The sequence below is a fragment of the Mesorhizobium sp. P2_D1 genome (assembly GCF_056404455.1).
The window spans coordinates 60,102-85,722 of sequence record NZ_JBFUDZ010000020.1 but is presented as its reverse complement, the minus strand read 5'-3'; the positions used below and the strand labels follow the sequence as shown (position 1 = coordinate 85,722).

At 62.3% G+C, this 25,621-nt stretch carries 25 protein-coding genes and 1 tRNA gene; 19 read left to right on the top strand and 7 right to left on the bottom strand.

All coding sequences use genetic code 11. From position 1 onward, the window contains the following. Positions 1 to 18: 18 nt before the first annotated feature. Both AC1D0I_RS16685 and AC1D0I_RS16680 read right to left on the bottom strand, forming a co-directional pair. Positions 19 to 693: a hypothetical protein gene (locus tag AC1D0I_RS16685; protein WP_477396432.1), complete on the bottom strand. Its 675-nt coding sequence runs from the start codon at positions 691 to 693 to the stop codon at positions 19 to 21. Beyond that, positions 690 to 2,069: a tyrosine-type recombinase/integrase gene (locus AC1D0I_RS16680; protein WP_477396430.1), complete on the bottom strand. Its 1,380-nt coding sequence runs from the start codon at positions 2,067 to 2,069 to the stop codon at positions 690 to 692. The genes AC1D0I_RS16685 and AC1D0I_RS16680 overlap by 4 nt, the downstream gene beginning before the upstream one ends. Positions 2,070 to 2,175: 106 nt before the next feature. On the opposite strand from AC1D0I_RS16680, the gene AC1D0I_RS16675 reads away from it, so the two are divergent. From AC1D0I_RS16675 to AC1D0I_RS16660, 4 genes are all read left to right on the top strand, one after another. Further along, positions 2,176 to 2,258 (top strand) — tRNA-Glu (locus tag AC1D0I_RS16675). A 168-nt stretch (positions 2,259 to 2,426) separates the two neighbouring features. Beyond that, positions 2,427 to 3,008, top strand: coding sequence for a VOC family protein (locus AC1D0I_RS16670; RefSeq protein WP_477396428.1), 582 nt, complete (start codon positions 2,427 to 2,429; stop codon positions 3,006 to 3,008). 21 nt (positions 3,009 to 3,029) lie between these two features. Continuing rightward, positions 3,030 to 3,863, top strand: coding sequence for a glutathione S-transferase family protein (locus AC1D0I_RS16665; RefSeq protein WP_477396426.1), 834 nt, complete (start codon positions 3,030 to 3,032; stop codon positions 3,861 to 3,863). Positions 3,864 to 4,202: 339 nt separating this feature from the next. Beyond that, positions 4,203 to 4,571, top strand: a complete 369-nt coding sequence (locus AC1D0I_RS16660; RefSeq protein ID WP_477396424.1) for a hypothetical protein — start codon at positions 4,203 to 4,205, stop codon at positions 4,569 to 4,571. A 63-nt stretch (positions 4,572 to 4,634) separates the two neighbouring features. Here the strand turns inward: AC1D0I_RS16660 and AC1D0I_RS16655 are convergent, their stop codons facing one another. Further along, positions 4,635 to 4,850: a hypothetical protein gene (locus tag AC1D0I_RS16655; protein ID WP_477285082.1), complete on the bottom strand. Its 216-nt coding sequence runs from the start codon at positions 4,848 to 4,850 to the stop codon at positions 4,635 to 4,637. A gap of 152 nt (positions 4,851 to 5,002) precedes the next feature. Here AC1D0I_RS16655 and AC1D0I_RS16650 point away from each other — a divergent pair, with 152 nt between their 5' ends. Further along, positions 5,003 to 5,239, top strand: coding sequence for a hypothetical protein (locus tag AC1D0I_RS16650; protein ID WP_095089328.1), 237 nt, complete (start codon positions 5,003 to 5,005; stop codon positions 5,237 to 5,239). Positions 5,240 to 5,276: 37 nt separating this feature from the next. On the opposite strand, the gene AC1D0I_RS16645 is transcribed toward AC1D0I_RS16650, so the two are convergent. After that, positions 5,277 to 5,627, bottom strand: coding sequence for a hypothetical protein (locus AC1D0I_RS16645; RefSeq protein ID WP_477227747.1), 351 nt, complete (start codon positions 5,625 to 5,627; stop codon positions 5,277 to 5,279). A gap of 186 nt (positions 5,628 to 5,813) precedes the next feature. Here AC1D0I_RS16645 and AC1D0I_RS16640 point away from each other — a divergent pair, with 186 nt between their 5' ends. From AC1D0I_RS16640 to phoB, 7 genes are all read left to right on the top strand, one after another. Then, positions 5,814 to 10,370: a PAS domain-containing protein gene (locus AC1D0I_RS16640; RefSeq protein WP_477396453.1), complete on the top strand. Its 4,557-nt coding sequence runs from the start codon at positions 5,814 to 5,816 to the stop codon at positions 10,368 to 10,370. Positions 10,371 to 10,881: 511 nt separating this feature from the next. Next, positions 10,882 to 11,937, top strand: coding sequence for a phosphate ABC transporter substrate-binding protein PstS (gene pstS, locus AC1D0I_RS16635; RefSeq protein WP_477299923.1), 1,056 nt, complete (start codon positions 10,882 to 10,884; stop codon positions 11,935 to 11,937). Between the two features lie 66 nt (positions 11,938 to 12,003). Further along, on the top strand, positions 12,004 to 12,987 hold the full coding sequence (gene pstC, locus AC1D0I_RS16630) for a phosphate ABC transporter permease subunit PstC (RefSeq protein WP_184875813.1): 984 nt from the start codon (positions 12,004 to 12,006) through the stop codon (positions 12,985 to 12,987). A 3-nt stretch (positions 12,988 to 12,990) separates the two neighbouring features. Continuing rightward, entirely contained in the window at positions 12,991 to 13,842 is an 852-nt protein-coding gene (gene pstA / locus AC1D0I_RS16625; RefSeq protein WP_095089321.1) for a phosphate ABC transporter permease PstA, read from the top strand. Further along, on the top strand, positions 13,839 to 14,645 hold the full coding sequence (gene pstB / locus AC1D0I_RS16620) for a phosphate ABC transporter ATP-binding protein PstB (protein WP_477396423.1): 807 nt from the start codon (positions 13,839 to 13,841) through the stop codon (positions 14,643 to 14,645). Before pstA ends, pstB begins: the two co-directional genes overlap by 4 nt. A 25-nt stretch (positions 14,646 to 14,670) precedes the next feature. Next, positions 14,671 to 15,378 carry a phosphate signaling complex protein PhoU gene (gene phoU / locus AC1D0I_RS16615; RefSeq protein WP_095089319.1) on the top strand — a complete coding sequence of 236 codons (708 nt, stop codon included), beginning with the start codon at positions 14,671 to 14,673 and terminating at the stop codon, positions 15,376 to 15,378. Between the two features lie 19 nt (positions 15,379 to 15,397). Beyond that, entirely contained in the window at positions 15,398 to 16,087 is a 690-nt protein-coding gene (gene phoB / locus AC1D0I_RS16610) for a phosphate regulon transcriptional regulator PhoB (RefSeq protein WP_010911896.1), read from the top strand. Positions 16,088 to 16,241: 154 nt separating this feature from the next. On the opposite strand, the gene AC1D0I_RS16605 is transcribed toward phoB, so the two are convergent. Then, the gene (locus AC1D0I_RS16605; RefSeq protein WP_477227751.1) at positions 16,242 to 17,489 is read right to left on the bottom strand and encodes an ROK family protein; all 1,248 of its coding nucleotides are present in this window, start codon (positions 17,487 to 17,489) and stop codon (positions 16,242 to 16,244) included. 355 nt (positions 17,490 to 17,844) lie between these two features. Between AC1D0I_RS16605 and xylF the strand changes: the two genes are divergently transcribed. From xylF to AC1D0I_RS16570, 7 genes are all read left to right on the top strand, one after another. After that, on the top strand, positions 17,845 to 18,885 hold the full coding sequence (gene xylF, locus AC1D0I_RS16600) for a D-xylose ABC transporter substrate-binding protein (protein ID WP_477396421.1): 1,041 nt from the start codon (positions 17,845 to 17,847) through the stop codon (positions 18,883 to 18,885). 149 nt (positions 18,886 to 19,034) lie between these two features. Beyond that, entirely contained in the window at positions 19,035 to 20,366 is a 1,332-nt protein-coding gene (locus AC1D0I_RS16595; protein ID WP_477396420.1) for a sugar ABC transporter permease, read from the top strand. A 15-nt stretch (positions 20,367 to 20,381) separates the two neighbouring features. Beyond that, the gene (locus tag AC1D0I_RS16590; RefSeq protein WP_457151628.1) at positions 20,382 to 21,182 is read left to right on the top strand and encodes an ATP-binding cassette domain-containing protein; all 801 of its coding nucleotides are present in this window, start codon (positions 20,382 to 20,384) and stop codon (positions 21,180 to 21,182) included. 96 nt (positions 21,183 to 21,278) lie between these two features. After that, positions 21,279 to 21,413, top strand: a complete 135-nt coding sequence (locus AC1D0I_RS16585) for a hypothetical protein (RefSeq protein ID WP_477396419.1) — start codon at positions 21,279 to 21,281, stop codon at positions 21,411 to 21,413. 207 nt (positions 21,414 to 21,620) lie between these two features. Continuing rightward, positions 21,621 to 21,935, top strand: coding sequence for an EthD family reductase (locus AC1D0I_RS16580; protein WP_477396417.1), 315 nt, complete (start codon positions 21,621 to 21,623; stop codon positions 21,933 to 21,935). A 69-nt stretch (positions 21,936 to 22,004) separates the two neighbouring features. After that, positions 22,005 to 22,862: a sigma-70 family RNA polymerase sigma factor gene (locus AC1D0I_RS16575; protein WP_477396415.1), complete on the top strand. Its 858-nt coding sequence runs from the start codon at positions 22,005 to 22,007 to the stop codon at positions 22,860 to 22,862. A 154-nt stretch (positions 22,863 to 23,016) separates the two neighbouring features. Then, positions 23,017 to 24,657, top strand: coding sequence for a CHASE domain-containing protein (locus tag AC1D0I_RS16570; RefSeq protein WP_477396413.1), 1,641 nt, complete (start codon positions 23,017 to 23,019; stop codon positions 24,655 to 24,657). A 162-nt stretch (positions 24,658 to 24,819) separates the two neighbouring features. On the opposite strand, the gene AC1D0I_RS16565 is transcribed toward AC1D0I_RS16570, so the two are convergent. Beyond that, entirely contained in the window at positions 24,820 to 25,065 is a 246-nt protein-coding gene (locus AC1D0I_RS16565) for a YMGG-like glycine zipper-containing protein (RefSeq protein WP_457151623.1), read from the bottom strand. Positions 25,066 to 25,148: 83 nt separating this feature from the next. Next, on the bottom strand, positions 25,149 to 25,475 hold the full coding sequence (locus AC1D0I_RS16560; protein ID WP_477227757.1) for a hypothetical protein: 327 nt from the start codon (positions 25,473 to 25,475) through the stop codon (positions 25,149 to 25,151). Between the last annotated feature and the right edge of the window lie 146 nt (positions 25,476 to 25,621).

Sequence of the window (25,621 nt, the reverse complement as noted above, 5' to 3'; positions counted from 1 at the left end):
GTGACAGTTTTTTGTCGCCTATAGAAACAACGCCCTTGCCTGGCGGATCACTTCCAGATCCGCGTTCGTCAATTCGACCTCTGCCACATCTGGCTTCGGCGCGGGGGGCTTGAGCGRCTGGATTGCGACCTTCCGCGCCTTCGCCTCGTCCGGCGTCGCGCCTTCGATCTTCTGCCCGGCGGCGCTTGCCTTCTTAGGTGGCCTGCCGCGCTTCTTGAACTGGTATGCCTCGGCCTGGTTGATCACCTCCCAAAGAATTAGCCCGCGATCGTGAGCCGCCTTGTGCGCGCCCTGTAGCATGGCGGCCATTCTTTCATCCTTACGTGCGGCGCTCAGCCGATTTCTAAGAGTCCGCTCGTTCTCGCCCTTCCATCGTTGGACGAACCGCGGCGACCTGGTCAGAATGCGGACGGCCTCGCTGTCCGAACACCGCCGCTCACCAATGACATGGTCAGCATCGAGGACAAGCGCGATGTCCCTCTTCCAGTCTCGCGGCCGGCCACGCTTGCCGCGGTTGTATAGTGAACGGGAACTGGGCTCGCGCTCCAAAAGAAGCGCTATAGCCAAATCCCTCCAGGGCACACCTTTGTCAGGGATCAGTTCAATGCGATGGCGATCGCAAACGAGCATCAGTTTTTTCCACAAGTCTTCGACGGCGTCCCAGTCGAGAGGCTCGGTGGTGGAATCCTTCATGATCCCACTCCAAGCCGAACGACATTGCCGTCCCGCACCGGCACCAGGGGGACCACCGCCCGAGCTGCCAGTTCCTCGAGCCCGTCAACAATCCATTTTCCGTAATGCCTCTCAATCATCGGCACTGACGTATCGTGGAGGGCCGCAACCAGCCGAATCGGCAGATTGGCGCGGATGCCACGCACGATCGAGGAATGGCGCAGGGCGTATGGGATCACGTCGAGCATCTTCGCCCGTTCCCTGACGTCGTGCCACGGCCGATGCAGTTCGCTCGGCGAGTGCCAAGGACCGCGCCCATCACGGACCCATCGAATTCCGCCCGCAACCTGCTTGTACCGCCAGCGCTCCAGTAACGGAGCGTCGTTCTTCCTGCCCGTTTCCGTTGCCACCAGCGCGTCTAGCACGTCCTTGCCGACGGCAACGGGAATGCTGCCGCTCTTCCCGCCTCTACCCTTGCGGCTCACTGGCACCATCAACCGTCCGTGGCTCCGCTGCACATCACCGACTTTCATACGTGCGATCTGCGAGAAGCGCGCGCCGGTCCCCGCAAGGACCACAACAAGTTGGAACAAATCGCCGTCCCAATCCTGTTCGTCATCGATCTCCCGCGCCGCGGCAAGCAGCGCGCCCACCTGGGCATCACTGAGTATCTGATTGTCACGCGCCAGCGGAACGGGGTCATCCTCGTCGCTCTGCTGGGCCTTCAGGCCGTGCTTAATGACGGCTGGCAAGGTAGGTTCCAGCCGGCGACGGTGCGCGGCATAGGCGCCGTTGAGCGCCGCTTTCAGGTCATTGATGGTGCGCTGCTTTGCCGTCACCTTCAGCGTCTCCGGCAAGCGGTCGCGCCACTCTAGGAGGTTGCTTTCCTTCAAGGCGTGCAGCGCCACGTCCACCAGCGGTGCTGCTGGAATTGCTTTCTGTTTGCCGCGCTTCTCCTGGCCGAGGATGTACCGGCTGAGCCGCCTGCTAGCATCTGAACGGACCGTGCGGCCAGCCCTTCTGCTCTCGCGCGCATCGCGGTCGGAAATATAAGATTCGACAGCCAGGCGCACCGTAAGCACTGGCCCGTCGGCTGCGGCCTTAGCTCCCCTGCGCGCCTGATCGACAATTTGGCGAGCCCGCGCCTCGGCCTGCGGGAAAGTGAACAGACCTTCCGTCGGCTTGTCGTTGAGGTCATTGGCAGGGCCTACGGGCGCTTGCTTGTAGTTCGCGCCCGGTCCCCAGTTGCGCCATCGGGCAAACCAGACACCGCCCCGCTTGCCTTTGCGATACCAGAGCGCTGCCTCAGCATCGAGGCGCCTCGGATATTCACCAGCACCGAGCTTGGAACGAGCATTCGCAGTGGTGATTGGTGCTTCCTTGAGGGTCTTCGCCATATTCCCGCCTTTCGATTTTCGAAAACACGTCGAATATACGTCGAATATATCCCCCCGTACAGTGATGAACGGAAAGGAACGAAACCCTTGCAATTACTGGACTTTTGCGAATGGCCGTGAACGGCGAAACCCGGAAAAACCAGCCCTCTCACGGCGGGAACAGGGGTTCGATTCCCCTTGGGCGTACCATTCTCTCCATCAATCATCCGATCTCTCTGCTCTCGTCGCTTCTGGCGCAGCGGGGCCGATTGCATTAGCATTGCGGCGTGGATCCTGAGCTAGCTCAAGCGGCGCGCAGAACGCCGGGTGCAGGGCAGGTCCAGACCGGCAGTTGATGCCACGCGGGGAGGAAGGCCAATGCAGAAACTGCAATCGCAGGGCGTGCATCACATCACGCTGGTCGGCGCCGGGCGCCAGACCTCGATCGATTTCTGGGAAGGCGTGCTCGGCATGCCGTTCATTTTCGAGCAGCCCAACCTCGACAAGGCAAAAGAGAGCCACCTCTATTTCGATCCGGGCGACGGCCGGCTGATCACCATCTTCACCGATGAGAGCCGTACGCCTGAGAAGCGGCGCACGCCGACGGATCCGGGTTGCGTCCACCACATCGCCTTTTCGGTGTCGCGCGTCACCTTCTTGCAGGCGGTTGGCCGGCTCGACGAGCGCGGCATCAAGCACAGCGGCGTCAAGGATCGCGGCTTCATGGATTCGATCTATTTCGAGGATCCGCTCGGCCTGCTGATCGAGCTTGCCTCCTACCGCTTCGAGCCGCCGGCGGGGTTCACCCATGCCGATGTGTTGATGGAAGCGCACAGTCTGCGTGTCGCGCGCGGCGACTACAACATTGCGGAAGTGCATCTCGCCGATGCGATCCAGGCGCTCGTCGAGCGTTCCCGCGCAACCTTGTCGGACGACCGGGCACCGAAGAACCCATACTGAACAAACCAGAGGGAGGAACAAATGGCCAAGACAATAACGAAGAGCGCGAAAAAACCGGCGGCCAAGGTAGCCGCTAAACCGGCGGCGAAAGCGGCGGCTAAGCCAGCGGTGAAGGCTGCTGCCAAGCCCGCTGCGAAGGCCAAGGCAAAGCCGGCTAAGAAACCCGCCGTGAAGCTGAGCATGCTGAAGCCCAGCGTCAACAACATGACCGTTCGGGTGTTCGCGCGCGCGGCCGGGCTGGGCGCCGACGAGACCGATGCCTGGGGCCACACCCGCTCGCCCGAATTCACGGCGCGAAACCCCTCGCATTTGACGCCAATGATCGAGGACAAGGGCCTTCCCAGGGGCGTGTTGTGGGAAAGCTGCGCCATCATGCAATACCTGGCGAACAAGCACGGGCTGGAGAAATTCTATCCCAAGGCGCCGGCCAAGCGGGCGATGATCGACAGTGCCATGTTCTACCTGGTCGGTACGCTCTATCCCTATGTGGCGCGCGCCACCTATCCGTTCCTTGGCTTCCCGCAATATGCCGGCGAGGTCGGCCATAGCGACGCGCACCCCGACAAGAAGTCCGAAGCCCAGAAGGCCGCGATGGCCGCGATTGCCGAGCCGCTGGAGGTCTTCCACAGTTTCTTCAGGGACGGCAAGCCGTTCATCGGCGGCAAGAACCCGTCGATCGCCGACATCCGCCTGGCGGCGACGCTCGAGTTCCTGGCGGTCGTCGATTATCCTCTGCCCAAATGGGCCAAGGAGTATATGGCGGCGATCGAGAAGAAGCTCGGCAAGGCGTACGCCGAGCCTGCCGGCGACGTGCGCGGCTACATCGCCTATGTGAGATCGCAAGCCAAGGCCTGAGGTTAAAGGGGCCCAGGTTAAGGATTCGTTAACCAAAGCCCTGTCTACTGGCGATAATTCACCCCGCGACCACGGATGTACTGGCGCCGAGGTGGAAGGAAAGGTCGGCGCAATGCCGGCCTTTTTGCTTTCGCTCACTGTCGACGTGACGTCCTATCTTCTTGTTTTAACGCAATTCCAGACGGAAAACTCGTTTCACTCCTTTCCTGGAATTGCTCCGGTGTCGCATTTTTGGCGTCAACTTTTTGCCCAGAGATATTGTCATTGCCGGCATTGGCCTTACCATCCATTTCGGCAGTCGGCATGGACTGCCGGTCAGGAGTGAGACGAGGGCTGGCGATGAAAAGCGTTGCGAGGCAGGCTGTGGTTGCGGGGATGATGCTGGCAGGCGCCGTTCATCCTTCAAATGCCGCTGAACTCAACACCATGAGCGATGTCGGGGCTGCGATCCAGGCATGCTGGACGCCGCCGGCGGATGCCGGAACTGCCAGCGTTACCTTGAGCTTCAGCTTCAAGCGGGACGGCACGCTGATCGGCCCCCCGAGGCCGACAGCCATCCATGTGAACGGCGACGCCAATGCGAAAAAATCATTTGTCGATGCCGCGACGACGGCCTTGCAGAATTGCCTGCCCCTGACATTCTCATCGAAGTTGGCCCAAGGCGTCGCCGGCAACGTGTTCACGTTGCAATTCACGTCTCCCAAGTAAGGCGACAGGGAAGCCGGAACCGCCTTGCCACGGCGGTGCACTCAGCTCTTGGCGTATGCTGGTTCAGTGGTGACTGCGCCTCGCCTCGGCATGCCGGGCAAGGTCAGGCGTCTCGAAGACATAATCGTTCCAGGCCGATTCCGGAACCTGGCCGGCCAGATAACATTCCAGCAACAGGCTTTGCTCGGCATTGAGGGGCCTTGGTGCACGCTCGTGATCCAGCCCCAGCGAGTGAAACAGGTTCCTTGTCAGGTCCGAAACCGTGAAGTGGATCGACATCTGCGTTCTCCTCTCTCCTGGCCCATTCAACGCTGAAGCCCAGGCAAAGGTTTCAAGCTCAAACACAAATAAAGGATGGTCTGGAACACAAGGACAGTTGGAACAGAGGGACGCTCACGGCGTTGTGATAGACATCAGCCAGGAGAAACGCCATGGCAACGTTCAGGGAAATGAGGGTGCTGGAGATCGTCGAAGACGGCTCCCTGACCACCGAACAGAAAATCGCTGAACTGCGCGAGATCGAATCCGAGGCTCGTGGGCTGCAGCGGGCTGCGTCGGAGAGCCCGATGGGCGACGATGATGGCTGGCAGGACGATTTGCGTCAGGTACGTCTCGCACTCGACAAGCTCGGTGCGAGAGAACCCAAAAAGGGCGCTGCCTCGCTCTGAACGCAGAGCTTGATGACAGGCATTTGCCAATCGATCGCTATTCGCAGACCATGCGAGCTCTCTTGCCGGGCTCGGTGACGTTTCTGCACGTCAGCAGCTTCGCCGGTTCAGACGCGGAGGCCGGCGCGGTCGAGACCCTCGTCCGGTGCCGTCTTGGCGGGGCATGGGTCACCACCCTGCGCTCGGAAAGTCGCTGTGGCGGCTGCGGCGCCACCGGAAAGGCGCCGTCTTCAACCTGCTCGTATTCGACACGTGGTGGCGGACGATCCCAGAAACGCCTGACATCGAGCGGCCTCGGGATGACCACGGTGCCATCATAGGTGCGCGAGCAGCCGCTCCCGAAAAGCAGCATCAGCCCCATGAAGCAAGGCGAGATCCGTCCAACCATCCGCAATATCCCTTGAAGCTTATATAGCGGCTTCAATCCTGCCGGCAAGCCGGCGGAATAACGCAGGCCGTGTCGACCGAAATATCTAACCGCCCATTAAGGTTAGCGGATCGTTAATGCTTGTCGGGCACATTCCGGCGACGAACCGCGGGGGAGGGTTCGGCCTTGGTTTTCGGGTGGGACGGCATGGCGGAAGCGGACGACACAATCGGCGCGCGCGGCAAGCGCGAGCCTCGCAAATCGGCAGCGCATGGCGACGCTGCATTACCGTCCCCTGCGGGCAGGGATTCGACCGACGCGCTTCGCCAGCTGGTCGAAGCCGGTTCGGACTGGGTCTGGGAGACCGACGCCGAACTGCGCTTCTCCTGGCTCTCGCAAAACTACCAGGCAGCCACCGGCATCGATCCGGCTGATGTGCTTGGCCGGTTCCGCTTCGACTTCCTCGACCAGGTCCTGAACGACGACCGCAGCGGTGCCGCGCATCTGGCGGATCTGCAGGCGCATCGGCCGTTTCGCGACTTCGTGCATGAGCTGAAAGGCGGCCGCTCCGATTGCCGCTGGATCTTGACGTCGGGCTTTCCAAGGTTCGATGGCGAGGGAGGATTTGCCGGCTATCGCGGCATTGGCCGCAACGTCACGGCGCTGGCCGGCGCCTTCGGGGCTCTGGAGCAGAAGCCTGCGGCGGATAGCGAACCCGTCCAGCATCTTGCCGATCTAGAGCGGACGATGGACGCCATGCACATGGGCGTCGTGCTTCTGGACGCGAGGCTCGATACGCTGATCGTCAACAAGGCCTATCGCGACCTCTCCAGGATCCCGGACGGTGCCGTGACCGTCGGCGCCCCGTTCAGCCTGTTGATGGAACTCAACCGCCGCAACGGCATCTATGGCGATATCGACGAACAGCAATGGCAGCGCTACCTCGCCACCCGCATCGAGGAGATCCGCGCCGGCTCCGTTGCGCCACGCGAGTTCCCCCATGCCGACGGCAGGACCATGATGTTCTCGGTCACTGCCCTGTCCGGCGGCAAGCGCCTGCTGACCTACTACGACATAACCGATCTGAAGCTTCGCGACGCCGAAGTCGAGAACGCCAATGCCAGGACCGCGGAGACCTTCGCCAACCTTCGCGCCATGGTCGACCAGATGCCGATCGGTGTCCTCGTCCTCGATGCCGATTTGCGCGCCGAAGTCATCAACCGTGCCTTCTACGATTTCTGGCAGATCGACGCCCGGCGCGCCGAGATCGGCTGCAGCTTCCGCGAGCTGATGGACGCCAGCCGCGACGTCGACCCGTATGGTACCGACGAGGCGACATGGCAGCGGCACATCGCCGATCGCGAGGCGGAAATCAGGGCCGGCACCGCCGGATCGCGACAGTTCCCGCGCAATGACGGCCGCACGCTGATCTCGTCGATGGCGCCGCTGGCCGGCGGCAAGCGGCTGATCTCCTATGTCGACGTCACCGACATGAAGGATCGCGAGGCCGAACTTGCCGACGCGCTGGAGAAAGCGCGGCTGGCGGAAGCGGTGATCAACGCCGTCAAGGATCCGATCTTCGTCAAGGACGACCAGTTGCGGTTTGTGTTCGTCAACGAGGCGTTCGCCGCCTTGTTTGGCCAGACGCCGCAAGCCATGCTTGGCAAGCCCGGCGGTGATTTCGTCTCAGGCAGCAATGTCGCGCTTTTCGAACAGAGCGAACGGGACGTGCTTGCCAGCGGGCGTGCCTACGAAGTCGAAGAAAATTTCGAGGCCGATGGCGCCAGCCGCTCGCGGATCGTCAGGAAGAGCCGCGTCGGCATGGCCAGCGGCCGCAACTACGTCGCCGGCTTCCTGTTCGACATTTCCGACATGAAGCGCCGCGAGACCGAGGCCGAAGATGCGCGCAAGCATCTCGCCAGCGTGCTGGAATCCCTGCCGGCGGCCGTCATCATTTACGACCGCGACGACAAGTTCGTTTTCGCCAACCGCAAGATCCAGGACACGCTGCCGGCTTTGAGGCCGGCATGGCAGCCCGGCTGTACACTTCGCGAAGCGCTCGTCCTCGGTCATTCGAACGGATATTTCCGCAACAGCGGAGACCCGCAAGTCGACACGCTCTACGACGGCGACCCCGATCGCTGGCTGGATGCGATCCTTGCCCGCTACCGCCTGTCCAGTTCCTCGTTCGAACGTCACAACCCCGATGGCCGCTGGTATCAGGTCTACGACATGCGGACCGACGATGGCACGTTCATCGGCGTTCGCGTTGACATCTCCGAGATCAAGAGCCGCGAGAAGGCGTTGCGCGACTCGATGCGCCAGATCGATCTGTTCCGCCACGTGCTGGACGAGCTACCGGTGGCTGCCTTCATCAAGGCGCAGGACCTGAGCATCGAGTTCGTCAACAAGGCCTGGTGCGCGATAACAGGTCTCGCCAAGGAGGAGGTCATCGGCCGCACCGACCGCCAGCTGTTCGGTGGGCAGGATGGCGATAGCTACAGCCATGACGACACCGAGGTCGCCGTGACCGGCGCCGTCAAGGAGGTCGAGGAACCCGTCACCCATCGCGACGGCACGGTTCGGCAATTGATGACGCGCAAGAGCCGCCTGGTGGCGCTGGACGGGTCGGTGCATCTGGTCGGTTCGAGCACCGACATCACCGAGGTCAAGGCGCGCGAGCGCGCGCTGGAAGAAAGCATGCGCGAGAACGAGGTGTTCCGCAGCCTGATCGACAACGTACCGGTGTCGATCTACGCCAAGCGCTCCGATCTCAGGCAGTTCTATGTCAACAAGGGCTGGTGCGACCTGACCGGCTTCGCCAAGGAAGAGGCGATCGGCAAGACCGACATCGAGATATTCGGGCCGGACGGCGAAGCCTTTGTCGGCAGCGACCTTGCGGTGCTGCGCACCGGTGAAACCCAGGAGGTCGAAGAGACGGTGACGTTGGCCGACGGCAGCGTCAGGCATCAGTTCGCCCGCAAGGGCGCGATGATCGCCTCCGACGGTTCGCTGTACCTGATCGGATCGACCACCGACATCACCGAATTGAAGACGCGCGAGGCCGAGCTGCGCGAGGCACGGCAGCGTGCCGTGCTCGCCGACCGCGCCAAGTCGGAATTCCTCGCCAATATGAGCCACGAGATCCGCACGCCGATGAACGGCGTGCTCGGCATGGCCGAACTGCTGGCCAAATCGGACCTCAACTCGAAACAGAAGACGTTCACCGACATCATCGTCAAATCGGGCAATGCGCTGCTCACCATCATCAACGACATCCTGGATTTCTCCAAGATCGACGCCGGCCAGCTGGTGCTCGATCCGGCGCCCTTCAACCTTGCCGAGGCGATCGAGGATGTGGCGACACTGGTGTCGACACGCGCCAAGGAGAAGGATCTCGAGCTCATCGTGCGCATCGAGCCTCGTCTCGAGAGCCTGTTCGTGGGCGATGTCGGCCGCATCAGGCAGATCGTCACCAACCTGCTCGGCAACGCGGTGAAGTTCACCGATGAAGGCCATGTGCTGGTCGATGTCACCGGCGAAAGAGTTCCGACCGGGACGAAACTGACGATCTCGGTCACCGATACCGGCATAGGTATCCCCGAGGAAAAGCTGAAACTCGTGTTCGAGAAATTCAGCCAGGTCGACACCTCGTCGACGAGGCGGCACGAGGGAACCGGCCTTGGTCTTGCCATCACTTCGCGGCTCGTCGAACTGATGGGCGGCGACATCGGTGTCGAGAGCGCCGAAGGCAAGGGCTCGACCTTCTGGTTTACGGTCACGCTGCCGAGGGCCGGACAGCAGAACGGGCAACGCATCACGCCTGTCGACGTGACCGGCGCGCGCGTGTTGATCGTCGACGACAATGCCGTCAACCGGGCCATCCTCACGGAACAGATGACATCGTGGACGTTCGATTCCTGCGCGGCCGAAAGCGGCGCCGAGGGTCTCAAGGTGCTGATCGCGGCCGCCGCCTATGGCGTGCCGGTCGACTGCGTCGTGCTCGACTACCAGATGCCGGGCATGAGCGGCGCCGAAATGGCGCGGATCGTGCGCAACACCGCCGGCCTTGCCGGCACGCCGATCATCATGCTGACCTCGGTCGACCAGTCGCTCGCCAACACCAGCTATCGCGATCTCGGCATCGATGCGCAGCTGATCAAGCCGGCGCGGTCATCGGTGCTGCTGGAAACGCTGGTTGCGACGATCCAGCGGCATCGCCACAACACGGCCGACACCCAGCCGCCGGCAGCCGACATCCCTCCAGGCAAGGTTGTGCGGCCACCGCCGCCGGCGTCGGAACAACGGGCGCTGTTGCAGCCGCCCTTGGTCCGCCCCCGGYCACCCGCGACGGCCGGTGGCGACAGGCTGGATATCCTGGTGGCCGAGGACAATGAGGTGAACCAGATGGTGTTCACCCAGATTCTCGGCGAGACCGGCTATGGTTTCGAGATCGTCGGCAATGGCCGCAAGGCGCTCGACGCCTTCGGCCGGCTCAATCCGTCCATGATCCTTATGGATGTCTCGATGCCGGAGATGAACGGGCTCGAAGCCACCGCCGCCATTCGCCGGCTGGAGGAAGAAACCGGCACGCGTGTGCCGATCGTGGGCGTCACCGCGCATGCGCTGAAGGGCGATCGCGAACGCTGCCTGGAGGCCGGCATGGACGACTACCTGCCCAAGCCGATCAGCCCAAGGGCCTTGCTCGAGAAGGTCGAGCGCTGGGTCGGCGCCAGCCGCCAGGCTCAGCGCAACGCCGGGTAAGGCCGGCGTTGCATCCGGCTTGCCCGAGAGGACTCGGCGGAGATTCGCGACCCCCCGCTGAGGCAAGACTATGGCGCGATCGCACCATATCCAAGGCGGCGCCCAGCCGGGACAATGGCCACATTCGAATTYCGCTCTTCCAGTTACGGGCGGGAGCAGCGACCGCCGGCATGAGACAGCGTCAACCTACCCCAACGGACCTGTTTTCGGCGATGGCCCGGCCACGACAAATGGCTGAGAGCAACGCGTTCCCGTCCGGATTTTCTTTGCCGAGGCGTTGATCGCGAAACCGCAGGTCGCTCTCGGTCAGAAACGGCGCAAGTGCCTGATTCCGGGCACAAAGCCGGTTTCCGCCGCAAGCGCCTGCCTGCCGGCATTTTCCCCGCCCCGATGACGCGTTACCGGGGTGACATGAAACTGTCATGCGACTGTTATAATCGAAGGCTATTGGCCTCAGCGGGCGCCGAGAGGATGGCGCCGAGAGACCATCTTCCGAACAGGAGCAGGCCACATGAGACATTTCATCCGCTCAGCGGTCGTTGCGATTGCAATGGCCACAGCGTCTACCGTCACCCTTTCTGCAGCCATGGCCGCGGACCTTTCCGGCGCCGGCTCGACCTTCATCTATCCGGTGTTCGCCAAGTGGGCCGACACCTATAAGAAAGACACCGGCGTCGGCCTCAACTACCAGTCGATCGGTTCGGGCGGCGGCATCAAGCAGGTCATCGCCAAGACCGTGACCTTCGGCGCCACCGACAAGCCGATGTCCGATGCCGATCTGGAAAAGAACGGCCTCGTGCAGTTCCCGATGGTGATGGGCGGCATCGTGCCGATCGTCAACCTGACGGGCGTCAAGCCGGGCGAACTCATCCTTGACGGCAAGACGATTGCGCAGATCTACCTTGGCGCCATCACCACCTGGGACGACGCCGCGATCAAGGCGCTGAACCCGACCCTGACCCTGCCGTCGACGGCGATCGCCGTCGTCCACCGTTCGGACGGCTCGGGCACGACCTTCAACTTCACCGACTATCTGGTCAAGCTGTCGCCCGACTGGAAGGACAAGGTTGGTTCGGACACCGCGGTCGAATGGCCGACCGGCGTCGGCGCTAAGGGCAGCGAAGGCGTTGCCAACACCGTCAAGCAGACCGACGGCGGCATCGGCTACGTCGAGTATGCCTACGCCAAGCAGAACAACCTGTCGTACTCCAAGATGTTGAATGCCGCCGGCAAGGTCGTCGAGCCGTCGCTCGAATCCTTCGGCTCGGCTGCTTCGAATGCCGACTTCAAGGGCGCGAAGAACTTCAACGTCATCATCACCAACGAACCCGGTGATGCCACCTGGCCGATCGCTGCTTCGACCTGGGTGCTGATCCACAAGACCCCCGATGACGCCGCCGCGACCGGCGAAGCGCTGAAGTTCTTTGCCTGGGCCTACAAGGACGGCAAAGAAACCGCCAAGGGTCTCGACTACGTCTCGATCCCCGACAGCGTCGTCGACCTGATCAAGGCTTCGTGGAAGGCCGACATCCAGGCTGACGGCAAGCCCGTCTACGTCGGCGAATAACATCCCTTTGAAGGAGCGCCGCGCCGCGGCGCTCCTTTTCCCTCAATTCAAAGAGCCGAGCTTCACATGAGTGCTGTCCAGGAAGCCTTGCCAGCCATTCGAGGTTCGCGCGACGCGACTGTCAGACGTTTCGCGCTGACCGACGCGATCTTCCACGGAATGACCCGTGCCGCCGCCATACTGGTGCTGGTCTTGCTCGGCGGTGTTGCGATCTCGCTGTTTGCCGGCTCCTGGCAAGCCCTGTCGACCTTTGGCTTCTCCTTCCTGACCAGCGAAAGCTGGAATCCGGTGACGGAGAAATTCGGCGCGCTGGCGCCGATCTACGGCACCATCATCACCTCCGCCATCGCCATCCTGATTGCCGTGCCGCTTGGCATCGGCATCGCCATCTTCCTCACAGAGCTTTGTCCGCGCCCGCTGCGGCGTCCGATCGGCATGGCGGTTGAACTGCTCGCCGGCATCCCTTCGATCATCTACGGCATCTGGGGCCTGTTCGTGCTGGCGCCCTTCCTGCAGACGACCGTGCAGCCCTTCATCATCAGCGCGTTCCACGGCATTCCCGGCCTCAACAGCCTGTTTGCCGGTCCGCCCTACGGCATCGGCCTTTTGACGTCGTCGCTGATCCTTGCCATCATGGTGCTGCCTTTCATCACCTCGATCACCAAGGACGTCTTCGACACGGTGCCGCCGGTGCTGAAAGAGTCCGCCTACGGCATCGGCTGCACGACCTGGGAAGTGACCCGCCGCGTGGTCATTCCCTACACAAGGATCGGCATCATGGGCGGCGTCATGCTCGGCCTTGGCCGCGCGCTCGGCGAAACCATGGCGGTGACCTTCGTGATCGGCAACGCGCACCGCATCAGCACCTCGCTGTTCGCGCCGGCAACGACGATCTCCGCGACCATCGCCAATGAATTCACCGAAGCCGTCGGTGATCTCTATACCTCTTCGCTGGTGGCGCTCGGCCTGATCCTGTTCGTCATCACCTTCCTGATCCTCGCCATCGCACGCTACATGCTGATGCGCATTGACGCCCGCACGGGAGCCTGACCGATGTCGACAGCCACATCGCTTCATCAGAGCCGCAAGAGGAAGAATTCCGTGATGATGACGCTGTGCGTCGCCGCCGCGGGCATCGGACTTGCCTGGCTGGCGCTCATCCTCGGCGCGCTGCTGTACAAGGGCCTGTCCGGCGTCAATCTCGCGGTGTTCACCGAAATGACGCCGCCGCCCGGCGATGCCGGTGGCCTGCTCAACGCCATCTACGGCAGCATCATGATGACCATCATCGGCGTCGTCGTCGGTACACCGATCGGCGTGCTGGCCGGCACCTACATGGCCGAATACGGACGCTTTTCGAAGCTCACCACCGTGGTGCGCTTCATCAACGACATCCTTTTGTCGGCGCCCTCGATCATCATCGGCCTGTTCGTCTATGAACTGATGGTCCGGCCGATGGGGCATTTCTCGGCGATCGCCGGCGCCGTCGCGCTTGCCATCCTGGTCATCCCGGTCGTCGTGCGCACCACCGAGGACATGCTCAACCTGGTGCCGAACGCGTTGCGCGAGGCCGGCACCGCGATCGGCGCGCCGCGCTGGGTGGTCATCAAGTCGGTCGCTTACCGCGCCGCCCTTTCCGGCATCGTTACCGGCATATTGCTGTCGATCGCCCGTATCTCCGGCGAGACGGCGCCACTGCTCTTTACGGCGCTCAACAATCAGTTCTGGTCGAGCAATCTCAACGCGCCGATGGCCAGCCTGCCTGTGACCATCTTCCAGTTCGCTCTCAGCCCTTACGAGGAATGGCAGCAACTGGCCTGGACCGGTGCACTCATCATCACATTGACGGTTCTCGCGCTCAGCATCTTTGCTCGCAGCCTGACCGGACGCAGAGAGGACAAATGAGCCAGATGTTGTCTCCAGACATGACGATCGCCGCCGAGGCAATTGCCGGCAAGGCCAAGATCGAGGTCAAGAACCTCAACTTCTACTACGGCCAGAGCAAGGCGCTGAAGGACATCACGCTGTCGCTGCCCGAGCGCAGCGTCACCGCCTTCATCGGACCTTCGGGCTGCGGGAAGTCGACGCTGCTGCGCGTCTTCAACCGCATCTACGAGCTCTATCCCAAGCAGACCGCCGAGGGCCAGGTGCTGCTCGACGGCCACAACGTTCTCGACCGCTCGCAGGACCTCAACCTGCTGCGGACCAAGATCGGCATGGTGTTCCAGAAGCCGACGCCGTTCCCGATGTCGATTTATGAAAACATCGCTTTCGGCGTCAGGCTCTACGAGAAGATCAGCAAGTCCGAGATGGACGGCCGTGTCGAGCAGGCGCTGAAGCGCGCCGCACTGTGGACCGAAGTCAAGGACAAGCTCAACGCCAGCGGCCTCAGCCTTTCCGGCGGCCAGCAGCAGCGTCTCTGCATCGCCCGCACCGTGGCGGTGAAGCCGGAAGTCATCCTGCTCGACGAGCCGGCTTCGGCGCTTGACCCGCTGTCGACCGCCAAGATCGAAGAGCTGATCGACGAGTTGCAAGCCGACTACACGATCGTCATCGTCACCCACAACATGCAGCAGGCGGCGCGCGTGTCGAAGCAGACGGCCTTCATGTATCTGGGCGAACTGGTCGAGTTCGACCGCACCGAGAAGATCTTCACGTCGCCCCGCGAGAAGCGCACGCAGGACTACATCACCGGCCGCTTCGGCTGAGCTCAGGCATACGAGGACTAAGATCATGGGCGAACACACAGTCGCTTCTTTCGACGAGGATCTCGGACAGATCAGCAGGCTGATCCGCGACATGGGCGACCTCGCCGGCTCGATGGTCGGCGGCGCCACCAAGGCGCTGTTGAATTCCGACAACGCCCTGGCGCAGCGCGTCGTCTCCGACGATGCGATCATGGACGCGCGCCAGCGCGAGCTCGACGACCGCGCCATCACACTGATCGCCAAGCGTCAGCCGATGGCCGACGATCTGCGTCATGTCGTCGGTTCGATCCGCATGGCCGGCGACCTCGAGCGCATTGGCGACCTTGCCAAGAATATCGCCAAGCGCGTCGGCACCGTCGGCCTCAGCGTCACCCCGCGCGACCTGTCGCACTCCATCGACGCAATGGCGCAGCTGGTGCTGATCCAGGTGCAGGGCGTCATCGAGGAATATACGGCACGCGATGCGGCGGCGCTGGCGAAGCTGCGCGCCGACGACGAGCGCATCGACGTCAAGTACACCTCCGTGTTCCGCGAACTCCTGACCTACATGATGGAAGACCCGCGCAACATCACCGCCTGCACGCATCTTTTGTTCTGCGCCAAGAACCTTGAGCGCATCGGCGATCACGTCACCAACATCGCGGAAAATGCGTATTATGTTTTGACCGGCACGCAGCTGCCCGCCAATCGTCCGAAGCAGGACGAGACGGCGATGTCCGCGCCGGCGGCATGACGGCAGGGATGACCAGTCGATGATCGCGCCACGCATCATGGTGGTGGAGGATGAGGAGCCGCTGGGTGTGCTGCTCCGCTACAATCTGGAGTCCGAGGGCTACCAGGTCGAGGTGGTGACGCGCGGCGACGAGGCCGAGATCCGGCTGCAGGAGAACGTCCCCGACCTTCTGGTGCTGGACTGGATGGTACCGGCGGTTTCCGGTATCGAACTCTGCCGCCGGCTAAGGATGCGTCCAGAGACCGAGCGGCTGCCGATCATCATGCTGACCGCGCGTGGCGAGGAAAGCGATCGTGTGCGCGGCCTCTCGACAGGCGCCGACGATTATCTGGTCAAGCCGTTCTCGACGCCGGAGTTCATGGCCAGGGTCAAGGCGCTGCTGCGCCGCGCCAAGCCGGAAGTGCTGTCCAGCGTGCTCAAGGTCGGCGACATCGTGCTCGATCGTGAATCGCACAGGGTCTATCGCAAGAAGAGCGAGATCCGGCTCGGACCGACCGAATTCCGCCTGCTCGAATTCATGATGCGCCATCCCGGCCGCGTGTTCTCGCGCAGCCAGCTGCTCGACAATGTCTGGGGCGAGACGATCTACATCGACGAACGCACGGTCGACGTGCATGTCGGCCGGCTGCGCAAGGCGGTCAACAATGGCCGCATGCCCGATGTCATCCGCACCATTCGTGGGGCGGGCTACGCAATCCGGGAAGATTAGGGATCTGCTGATATTCAGGTGATGCCGGCCTGCGAACGGCAGTTTCCTGCGCTTCCGGTACTCACGGATCCAAATGTCCGCTCCGTTCCGGTTCTCGGAACCCGCCATTCTCGACTCGGCCTAACCTGAATCTCAACACATCCCGGCGCGTTATTCACGCAACGTTCTTGCCACCGAGGCCGGATCTCGCCTGCGTGCCGGGCGCGAAAATCTCCTGGTCTACGAAGGTCAGTGCCCGCGTGGCGCAGCCTTCGCGGATCAGTGGCAGTTCGTTCGGTTCGGTGTCGAAGGAAATCGATTGCGAATGCTGGCCGCCGGCGGTCTGAGCAATGGCCTCGCGCAATGCCGGCTCGATCAGGTCGAAGGCCGCGGCGCTGACACCGACCATGGCGACGGGCGCCGGATCGATCAGCGCGAACAGGCTGCCGAGACCGTAGCCGAGTGCCTCGCCGGCCTTGCGATAGGCCTCGCGCTCGGGTCCATCCCTCTCGCGGGCCGCGGTCGCCAGCGCGCGCATGTCGGCATCACTGACATCGGCGACCGGTTCCGCATCCTCACTCATCTGCCTTGCGTTGCGCCAGATGGCGTAGTTGCCGGCATAGGCCTCGACGCAGCCGCGCCGCCCGCAGCGGCACAGCGCGCCGTGCGGCCGATGGATCATATGGCCGAACTCGCCGCCCGAGGAATGAGTGCCGGTGAACAGCTCGCCCTTCAGCACCAGGCCCATGCCGATGCCGTGCGACAACAGGATGGCGATGAAGTCGTCGCGGTAGCGATCAGGGTCGCGCCAGCGCAACGCTATCGCCATCATATTGCAGTCGTTCTCCATGGTGGCGGGGATGCCGAACTCGTCCTCGAGTATGTCGGCGAAGGCGATGTCGGTGTGCGGCGTGATCGGCGACCACAGCATGGCGCGGGCTCGAGTGTCGGTGATGCCCTGGATCGCCAACGCGATGCGGGCGACACTGCGGACGTCGAGGTCGGGGTCTTCGAGACGACGCCGTACGATGGCAACGCATTCACCGACCAGCGCGTCGCGCGACATGGTCAGCGTGTCCAGCCGGCGCTGTTCCTCGGCGATCACCTGGCCGGCATAGTCGATGACGGCGACCGAGAGGAAGTTCAGTGACAGCACCACGGTCATCACCGCCGCCGCTTCCGGATTGAGGCCGAGGCCGACCTGCGGCCGGCCGCGTTTGAGCGAGCCGGCCTCGCTCGGCTTGCTCTCAGTCAGGATGCCTTCGCCGATGAGGTCGGAGGAGATCGCCGATATAGTCGAATGGCTGAGGCCCGTGGTCGCGGCGATCTCGGTGCGGGACGGCTGTCCGGCGCGGCGCACGGCCGCAATCACCATCGCCCGGTTGCGGCGGCGCAGATCGTCGTGACGGATTCCGACCGACATGCTTTTTCACATCCTCCCGGTCGCTGCAGCCTTTCGTGCCTCCCGAAGGCCATCAGCGAAGCCTGAAAGCGCGACGCGCTTCAGGCACTTGTTTCTGCACGTGTCGTTGCCCCAAAACCGCTGCGCACTTTTGGGGCGACATGCGCCAAGCCAAATTCTGGCAGAACCCCACCATCATGTCATTATTTATTCCGGAGCTCGAAAAAAACTCGGAGAGACGTCAAAATCCATCAGAATCGATGTTGACAGCGTTCGGGCGTTGGATCACTATTTTTTCGAGGCTCGAAAAAATAGAGCCTCTGTGCCGGCCTACGGGTCAGTTTGGTCGCGCCATACGCGGCGCAGGGAGGATAATATGAAAAAATTCACAGCCGCCATCCTGGCGGGTGTCGCCATGTCGCTGACGCTGGTGTCGGTCGCGCAGGCGAAGGACAAGGTCATCGGCGTTTCGTGGTCCAACTTCCAGGAAGAGCGCTGGAAGACCGACGAAGCGGCGATGAAGAAGGCCATCGAGGCGGCTGGTGACAAATACATTTCCGCTGATGCGCAGTCCAATCCGGGCAAGCAGCTCACCGACGTCGAGAGCCTGATTTCGCAGGGCGCCAACGCGCTGATCATCCTGGCGCAGGATGCCTCGGCCATCGGCCCGGCGGTGCAGAAGGCATTGGACGAAGGCATTCCGGTCGTCGGCTATGACCGGCTGATCGAGAACAAGAACGTGTTCTACCTGACCTTCGACAACAAGGAAGTCGGCCGCATGCAGGCCCGCGAAGTGTTCAAGGTCAAGCCGGAAGGCAACTACGTCTTCATCAAGGGCTCGGGCGCCGATCCGAATGCCGATTTCCTGTTCGCCGGCTCCATGGAAGTGCTCAAGGCAGCCATCGACAGCGGCAAGATCAAGAATGTCGGCGAAGCCTATACGGATGGCTGGCTGCCCGCCAATGCCCAGAAGAACATGGAACAGTTCCTCACTGCCAACGACAACAAGGTCGATGCCGTGGTGGCAGCCAATGACGGCACCGCCGGCGGCGTCGTCGCCGCGCTGACGGCGCAAGGGCTGGCAKGATCGGTTCCGGTGTCCGGCCAGGACGGCGACCATGCCGCACTGAACCGCGTCGCACTCGGCACACAGACCGTGTCGGTGTGGAAGGACGCACGCGAACTCGGCAAGAACGCTGCCGAAATCGCCTCGCAGCTGGCCGCTGGCACTGCCCTGGACAAGATCCCGAACGCCGTGAAGTTCACCACGCCCGGCGGCAACGAGACCAACTCGCTGTTCCTGACCCCGATCGCGATCACCAAGGACAATCTCAACGTCGTCATCGACGCTGGCTGGATCAAGAAGGACGAAGTCTGTGCAGGCGTCGCCGCCGGCACCGTCGCGGCCTGCAACTAAAACCGAACGGGATCCCAGTTCGATCTCAGCGCCGCGGCCCCTGGGCCGCGGCGTTTCTCAAGGGGCATTCCGCTTCAAATGATCGCGGAAAGCAAATAGCATCGTGTTTCCGGCATCCGCGCCAGACGGCAAACCGGTGGGAGGACTTCATGACCGACACGGCCTCTAACACGCCTGCCGCGAATACGCCCGCAGACCGGGCGCGTGCGTCCGAATTGAGCACCGTCGGACGCTTCCTCAAGGCGACCGAACTCGATACGCGCATGCTTGGCATGGTCGGTGCGTTGCTGGTCATCTGGGTCGGCATTCATATCCTGTCGGGCGGACTTTTCCTGACGCCGCGCAATCTCTGGAACCTGTCGGTGCAGACTTCCTCGGTCGCGATCATGGCGACCGGCATGGTGCTGGTCATCGTCATGCGCAACATCGACCTTTCGGTTGGTTCCGTCGAAGGCGTGATCGGTATGATCATGGGTGTGGCGCAAGCCGAATTCCTCATTCGCGTCATCGGCTTCCAGCTTGGAAATCCCTGGCTCTGGATCATCGCACTGGCCGTCGGCGTGGTGCTCGGTCTTGTGATCGGCGCCTTCCAGGGCTTCATCATCGCCTATCTCGAGGTTCCTGCCTTCATCGTGACGCTGGGCGGTCTGTTGGTCTGGCGCGGCATGGCATGGCTGATCACCAACGGCCGCACGGTCGCGCCACTCGACGCTACATTCCAGTTGATGGGCGGCGGACCGCGAGGCTCGGTCGGCGCCACCGCCAGCTGGATCATCGGCATCGTCGCTTGCGTGGCTGTGGCTTTCGCGTTGCTCAACGGCCGGTCGCAGCGCAAACGGTTCAACTTTCCACTGCGCCCCGTGTGGGCGGAAACCTTTCTCGGTGTGGTCAGTTGCGCTGCCATCCTTGGGGCCGTCTGGATCGCCAATTCCTATCCGTGGCCAATCGGCATCGTGCGCCAGTATGCACAGCAGAACGGCATCACCATTCCCGAAGGCGGGCTGTTCATCGCCCACGGCATCGCCATACCGGTGCTGATGGCTGTCGCGGTCGGTATCGTCATGACCTTCATCACCAAGCGCACCCGTTTCGGCCGCTATGTCTTTGCCATCGGCGGCAATCCAGAGGCCGCCAATCTCGCCGGCATCAACACCCGCTGGGTGACCATGAAGGTGTTCATGATCATGGGTGTACTGGCCGCGATCAGCGCGGCGATCTCGTCGGCCCGCCTCAACGCGTCGACCAATGCGCTGGGCACGTTGGACGAGCTGCTGGTGATCGCCGCCGCCGTCATCGGCGGCACCTCGCTTGCCGGCGGCTCCGGAACGGTGCTCGGCGCCATGCTCGGCGCGTTGCTGATGCAGTCGCTGCAGTCCGGCATGGTGCTGCTCGGCATCGACTCGCCGCTGCAGAGCATCGTCGTCGGCGCAGTGCTCGTCGTCGCGGTCTGGCTCGATACCGTCTATCGCAAGCGCGTCTAGGGGAGGACAAGGATTATGGCAGACAAGACCGCTCCCACCAGCACTGCGCTGATCGATATGCGCAACATCTCGATCGCCTTTGGCGGCATCCGCGCCGTCGACGACGCCTCGATCGACCTTTTCCCCGGCGAGGTCGTGGCGCTGCTGGGACACAACGGCGCCGGCAAGTCGACGCTGATCAAGATCCTGTCCGGCGCGTACAAGCGTGACGCGGGCCATATCTTCGTCAACGGCGAGGAGGCATCGATCTCCAACCCGCGCGACGCCAAGAAATACGGCATCGAGACGATCTACCAGACGCTGGCGTTGGCCGACAATGTCGATGCCGCCGCCAATTTGTTTCTCGGCCGTGAGCTGATGACCGCCTGGGGTACGCTCGACGACGTTGCGATGGAGGCAGAGGCGCGCAAGGTGATGGGCCGGCTCAATCCCCGCTTCCAGCGCTTCAAGGAGCCGGTGATCAAGCTGTCTGGCGGTCAGCGGCAGTCGGTGGCGATCGCGCGCGCGATCCTGTTCAATGCGCGCATCCTGATCATGGACGAGCCGACGGCGGCACTCGGTCCGCAGGAAACGGCGCAGGTCGGCGAACTGGTCAAGCAGCTCAAGTCCGACGGCATCGGCATCTTCCTGATCAGCCACGACATCCACGACGTGTTCGAGCTTGCCGACCGGGTCTGCGTCATGAAGAACGGCCAGGTCGTCGGCACCGCGCGCACCACCGATGTGACCCAGGACGAGGTGCTCGGCATGATCATTCTGGGCAAATGCCCGCCTGGCGCCATTCCCGGGCCAGGCGCCCTGAAGATCGCCGCCTAGACTCCAGCGGATCTTCCAAAAAAAATCTTGCTACGTCTCGATCCGTTTCCGCCCGTCGGATCGTCCTTGGTGTGTCCAAACAGAAGGAGACATGCCATGTCCGACGAGTCCGTCATCTTGATCAATCTGCTTAAGGTCGAACCCGGGAAGCAGGATGCGCTGATCGCGCTCTTGAAGCAGAACACCGATACGGTGGTCCGCACGCTCCGCGGCTGGAAGACGACCGGCTGATCGCGGCGCAAGACGGCGCCGGCGTCGTCATCTACTCCGAGTGGGAGACCCCCGCAGCCGTCGAGGCGATGCGCAGCGATCCGCGCATGAAAGCCTATTTCCCGAAGATCCTGGAGCTGGCGAGCCTGGACTCGATCATGGGCTCGGCGGTGTTGAGCGAAACACACAAGTAAGAATGCCTCACACAAGCAACAAAGGAGAACCGCAATGGCTCGGATGGTTGTAATTTACCCGACACCGGAGAACGTTGAGGCGTTTGACCGGCATTACTTCGAAATCCACGTGCCCCTCGCCAAGAAGCTTCCGGGCCTCAGGAAATACGAAGTCAGCAATGGCCCTATCGCAACGCTGGTAGGACCCTCCAATGTTCACCGGATCGGAACGCTGTATTTCGACGACCTTGCGGCGATCGAAAAGGCGTTTGCAAGCCCGGAGGGGCAGGCGGCCGGGGCGGATCGCCGCCTTTTTGCGCCTGATGACTCGGGCGTTCAAATGTTCCTTTTCGACAACAGGGAAGTTTGAACCCTCTTCCTTGTTCGTCTCGGGTAAAATGACGACGAAAGAGCGCGCAGGCGCGGTAGGTCTCGATACATGAACGCGAATGAATTCGAGGATCGTCTGAAAGCGCTGCGGCCACGCCTTCACCGCTACTGCGCGCGCATGACGGGATCGGCGGTCACTGGCGAGGATGTATTGCAGGACGCCCTCGTCAAGGCCCTTCACGCGCGAGCCCAGGGCGCCGGAGTGGATAACCTCGAGGGCTGGCTGTTCCGCATCGCCCACAATGCGAGCCTCGATTTTCTGCGCGCCAAATCCCGGAACACGGTCGTCCCGCTTACCGAAGACGTCGAAGCGGCGCCCATACCCGAGGCGGACATCGTCGCGATCAGCTTTCAGACTTTTCTGCGGCTGCCCGAACTTCAGCGCTGCGCGGTGATCCTCAAGGATGTTCTGGGTCATTCGGTCGACGAGATCGCAAGCATCGCAGGGTGCTCTCCAACAGCCGCAAAATCGGCGCTTCAGCGCGGGCGCGCTGCGCTGCGGCTTTTCGCACAGGCGCCCGAAGACACAACGCTGCCGCTGATGTCCGATTCGGACCGGCGCAAGATCGCCGCTTATGTCCATCTGTTCCGGAGCGGCGATTTCGACGCAGTCCGCGTCATGCTTGCCGACGACGTGAAGCTCGATCTGGTGAACCGGATCCAACTGGAGGGGCGCGACAAAATCGGCATCTATTTCACGCGCTATGCGCAAGAGACGAAATGGCGGTTCGCCCTCGGCGCTGTCGAAGGAAAGCCGGCTATGCTGGTCTTCGACAGCACCGGCCGGATGGAAAGGCCTGCGCATTTTGTCCTGATCGACTGGTCGGAAAGTCGGATCATCGAGATCCGCGATTTCTTGTTCGCTCCCTATGTGCTTGAAGCCACAGATTGGGTGCGGCTGGACTAGCGTCTACAGTACCACTTGGCCGGACGAACCGTGCCTGGCCTCTGGTTGCCGGTCATGTGATGTGCCAGCTGTCATGATGGCTTGGCCTTGCCATTGTGTTGGCACATCGACTTGCCCATAAAGGTCCGACATTGCCCATGGACCGCATCATCCGTTGAAGAAGCTTTTTCCAATCGTCGCGTTCATCGCCGTTGCGCTGATCAGCATGACGATGGCGGGGTTTGCCTATTTCGCCACGCAGGAAGCTGCCCGTATCAAATTCGAAGCGACGGCCGACGACGCGCTCAACCGGATCGAGAGCCGCATCGACCTGCATCTGTCGCTGCTGCGGTCGACGCTGGCCCTGTTCGATGCCCGCAACGGCGATATCTCGCAGAACGAGTTCAAGGCCTTCTTCAACGCGCTCGATGTCGACAACAATTTCGCCGGCTTGCGCGGTATCGGCTTTCTCAGGCTGGTGAAGACGGGGGACGAGGCGGCGGTCGAACGCGACATGCTGCACGACCTTGGTGTCAGCCATCCGATCTATCCGGACACCACGCAACCCTGGCGCGCGCCCATCGTGATGTTCGAGCCGCTGGATCCATCCAACCAGGCCGCCATCGGCTACGACATGTTCAGCGAACCTGTGCGGCGCGTGGCCATCGAAAAGGCAATGTCCKACGATGAGCAGCACGCCAGCGCGCTGGTGCAGCTCGGCCAGAGCACGGGTGCCGCGCAGACGTTCCCGGGCTTCCTGGTCTTCGTGCGGCTCAATGTCGAAACCGCTCCCGATGTCATCAATGCGTCCAGGTCCTCCACGGCCGGCTTTCTCTACGCGGCTTTTCGGGCACGGGACCTGTTCCAGATAGCGCTCAGCCGGTCGCCGCTGCTGCCGGTCAACACCGAAATCTATGACGGCGCTGTGAGCGGCGACAATCTCTTGTTCCGGTCGGAGACGCCACCAGCGTCATCCTTCGGGGACAGGCTGCTGGTCACCCGCAAGATCATGGTGGCCGGCCAACCATGGACGGTCCTGTTTCGACCGACAAGCGCCTTCTCGCAGCCGTCGTCGCGGGCAATTCCGGTGATGCTGGGGCTGTTCGGCTTGCTGCTGGCGGGCGCCATCGCTCTGGTGGCGCGCTATCAGGAGCGGGCCTATGAGGCGGCGTCGCGCTTGCATGAGACGACGGAAAAGAGCCTGCTCGAAAAAGACCTGATGCTGCAGGAGATGAAGCATCGCATCAAGAATTCGATCACCCGAGTGCTGGCGATCGCGCGCCAGACGGCTTCGCGGGCCACTGACGTCAACGAATTTTCCTCGTCCTTCTCTGCCAGGCTGCAGGCGATGGCGGCGTCTCAGGATATGCTGACGCGCTCGCGCTGGCAGAAGGCCGACCTAGGCGATCTGCTGCGCATCGAGCTCGGCCAGGTGTTCGGCAAGGAGCTGCCCGAAGAGCTTTTATCAGGACCGGAGGTTCTGCTCGACGAAACCACGACGCAAGCGCTCGGCTTGACGTTCCACGAACTGGCGACGAATGCGTTGAAATATGGCGAAGCCGGCAATTCAGCCAATCCGCTCAAGGGAGATTGGGCACTCAAGGTCGACTGGTCGCTCGAAGGGCGCGGACGTGAAAGGGTACTGGTTCTCAACTGGCGCGAAACCGGACAGAAGAAACTCGAAGCGCCGGCCAAGACCGGATTCGGCACCAAGCTGATCGATCTCAACGTCACGCGCGAATTGCGTGGCACGATCAACCGCGATTATCGCGATGATGGGTTGAATGTGGAGATCAGGATTCCGTTGACGGGCTAGATCAGTTTCACTGAAACGTAGAGCCGCTCTATCTTCTTGTTTTGACGCAAAATTCCGGACGGGAAACCGTTTCATCAAGCGAACAGAAATGGTGCGTCCAGACGTCGAAAATCCGGAGGCCGGCGGACCGGTCTCCGGATCGACGTTTCGATTATCGCCGAACTAGTTGCAGCGAGCCGTGTAGATCCGGCCGCGATGATCGCGATACTGGCAATAGCCGTTGCGCAGGTTGCGCACCAGCAGGCCGGAACCGGCGCCCACAGCCGCGCCGATCAGGGCGCCCTTGCCGCCACCGACCAAGCCGCCGACGCCGGCGCCAATCAAGCCGCCGCCGACCACGTCCTTCTCGGTGCTGGTGCAGCCGCTGAGGGCAGCCACCGCAATCATGGCAATAATCATCTTCCGCATAGAGTCACTCCTCGCTTTGTGTCCACACTTTGGTAAGCTCCAGCAGCCATTTAGCATGAAATGGCCGCCTTTGCTGCTGCAATCTATTGTTGGCGAAGATAGTCTTTTTCTGGGCGCGCGGCGCTCGATGCCATGACGACGTTGGAGATTGCCAGGGAAGCGTCGAGCGTGCCGTCCGGGCGAACGTTCCAGACGATCTGGTCGTAGTCGTCTTCCAGCGCCGGATCGACGGCAAGGCACTTGGCGACGATGTGCTGAGCCTGCCCCTGCACGTCGCCCAGCGCGAATGGCCGTTCGGCGACGCATTGGTCGGCGGTTTCGAAAACGCTGACCGGTACCTGCAATTCATGGCAGTCGGCCATCGTGTTCGAGCAACCGATGACCAGCAACAATGCAGCAATGTGTTCCATGGCGACATGTCCTCTCGCCACAGTAACGGTCCATAGCCGCCAAAGTTCCTCGGCCGCAGGGCGACCAGCGAAATAACGCGGCGCAACGGGCAATTCCGGCGCCGACCGCGACAGCAGACGCAGTCGGACGACGTCCGGAGACCAAC

Excerpts from the sequence above, each read along its gene's own strand:
- AC1D0I_RS16655 (WP_477285082.1), bottom strand. The coding sequence starts at position 4,850 with ATGTCGATCCACTTCACGGTTTCGGACCTGACAAGGAACCTGTTTCAC.
- AC1D0I_RS16580 (WP_477396417.1), top strand. The coding sequence starts at position 21,621 with ATGGCTCGGATGGTTGTAATTTACCCGACACCGGAGAACGTTGAGGCG.
- AC1D0I_RS16660 (WP_477396424.1), top strand. The coding sequence starts at position 4,203 with ATGAAAAGCGTTGCGAGGCAGGCTGTGGTTGCGGGGATGATGCTGGCA.
- AC1D0I_RS16590 (WP_457151628.1), top strand. The coding sequence starts at position 20,382 with ATGGCAGACAAGACCGCTCCCACCAGCACTGCGCTGATCGATATGCGC.
- pstC (WP_184875813.1), top strand. The coding sequence starts at position 12,004 with ATGAGTGCTGTCCAGGAAGCCTTGCCAGCCATTCGAGGTTCGCGCGAC.
- phoB (WP_010911896.1), top strand. The coding sequence starts at position 15,398 with ATGATCGCGCCACGCATCATGGTGGTGGAGGATGAGGAGCCGCTGGGT.
- AC1D0I_RS16565 (WP_457151623.1), bottom strand. The coding sequence starts at position 25,065 with ATGCGGAAGATGATTATTGCCATGATTGCGGTGGCTGCCCTCAGCGGC.
- AC1D0I_RS16645 (WP_477227747.1), bottom strand. The coding sequence starts at position 5,627 with ATGGTTGGACGGATCTCGCCTTGCTTCATGGGGCTGATGCTGCTTTTC.
- AC1D0I_RS16650 (WP_095089328.1), top strand. The coding sequence starts at position 5,003 with ATGGCAACGTTCAGGGAAATGAGGGTGCTGGAGATCGTCGAAGACGGC.
- AC1D0I_RS16585 (WP_477396419.1), top strand. The coding sequence starts at position 21,279 with ATGTCCGACGAGTCCGTCATCTTGATCAATCTGCTTAAGGTCGAACCC.
- pstA (WP_095089321.1), top strand. The coding sequence starts at position 12,991 with ATGTCGACAGCCACATCGCTTCATCAGAGCCGCAAGAGGAAGAATTCC.
- AC1D0I_RS16665 (WP_477396426.1), top strand. The coding sequence starts at position 3,030 with ATGGCCAAGACAATAACGAAGAGCGCGAAAAAACCGGCGGCCAAGGTA.
- pstB (WP_477396423.1), top strand. The coding sequence starts at position 13,839 with ATGAGCCAGATGTTGTCTCCAGACATGACGATCGCCGCCGAGGCAATT.
- phoU (WP_095089319.1), top strand. The coding sequence starts at position 14,671 with ATGGGCGAACACACAGTCGCTTCTTTCGACGAGGATCTCGGACAGATC.
- AC1D0I_RS16575 (WP_477396415.1), top strand. The coding sequence starts at position 22,005 with ATGAACGCGAATGAATTCGAGGATCGTCTGAAAGCGCTGCGGCCACGC.
- AC1D0I_RS16680 (WP_477396430.1), bottom strand. The coding sequence starts at position 2,069 with ATGGCGAAGACCCTCAAGGAAGCACCAATCACCACTGCGAATGCTCGT.
- AC1D0I_RS16560 (WP_477227757.1), bottom strand. The coding sequence starts at position 25,475 with ATGGAACACATTGCTGCATTGTTGCTGGTCATCGGTTGCTCGAACACG.
- AC1D0I_RS16605 (WP_477227751.1), bottom strand. The coding sequence starts at position 17,489 with ATGTCGGTCGGAATCCGTCACGACGATCTGCGCCGCCGCAACCGGGCG.
- AC1D0I_RS16595 (WP_477396420.1), top strand. The coding sequence starts at position 19,035 with ATGACCGACACGGCCTCTAACACGCCTGCCGCGAATACGCCCGCAGAC.
- pstS (WP_477299923.1), top strand. The coding sequence starts at position 10,882 with ATGAGACATTTCATCCGCTCAGCGGTCGTTGCGATTGCAATGGCCACA.
- AC1D0I_RS16670 (WP_477396428.1), top strand. The coding sequence starts at position 2,427 with ATGCAGAAACTGCAATCGCAGGGCGTGCATCACATCACGCTGGTCGGC.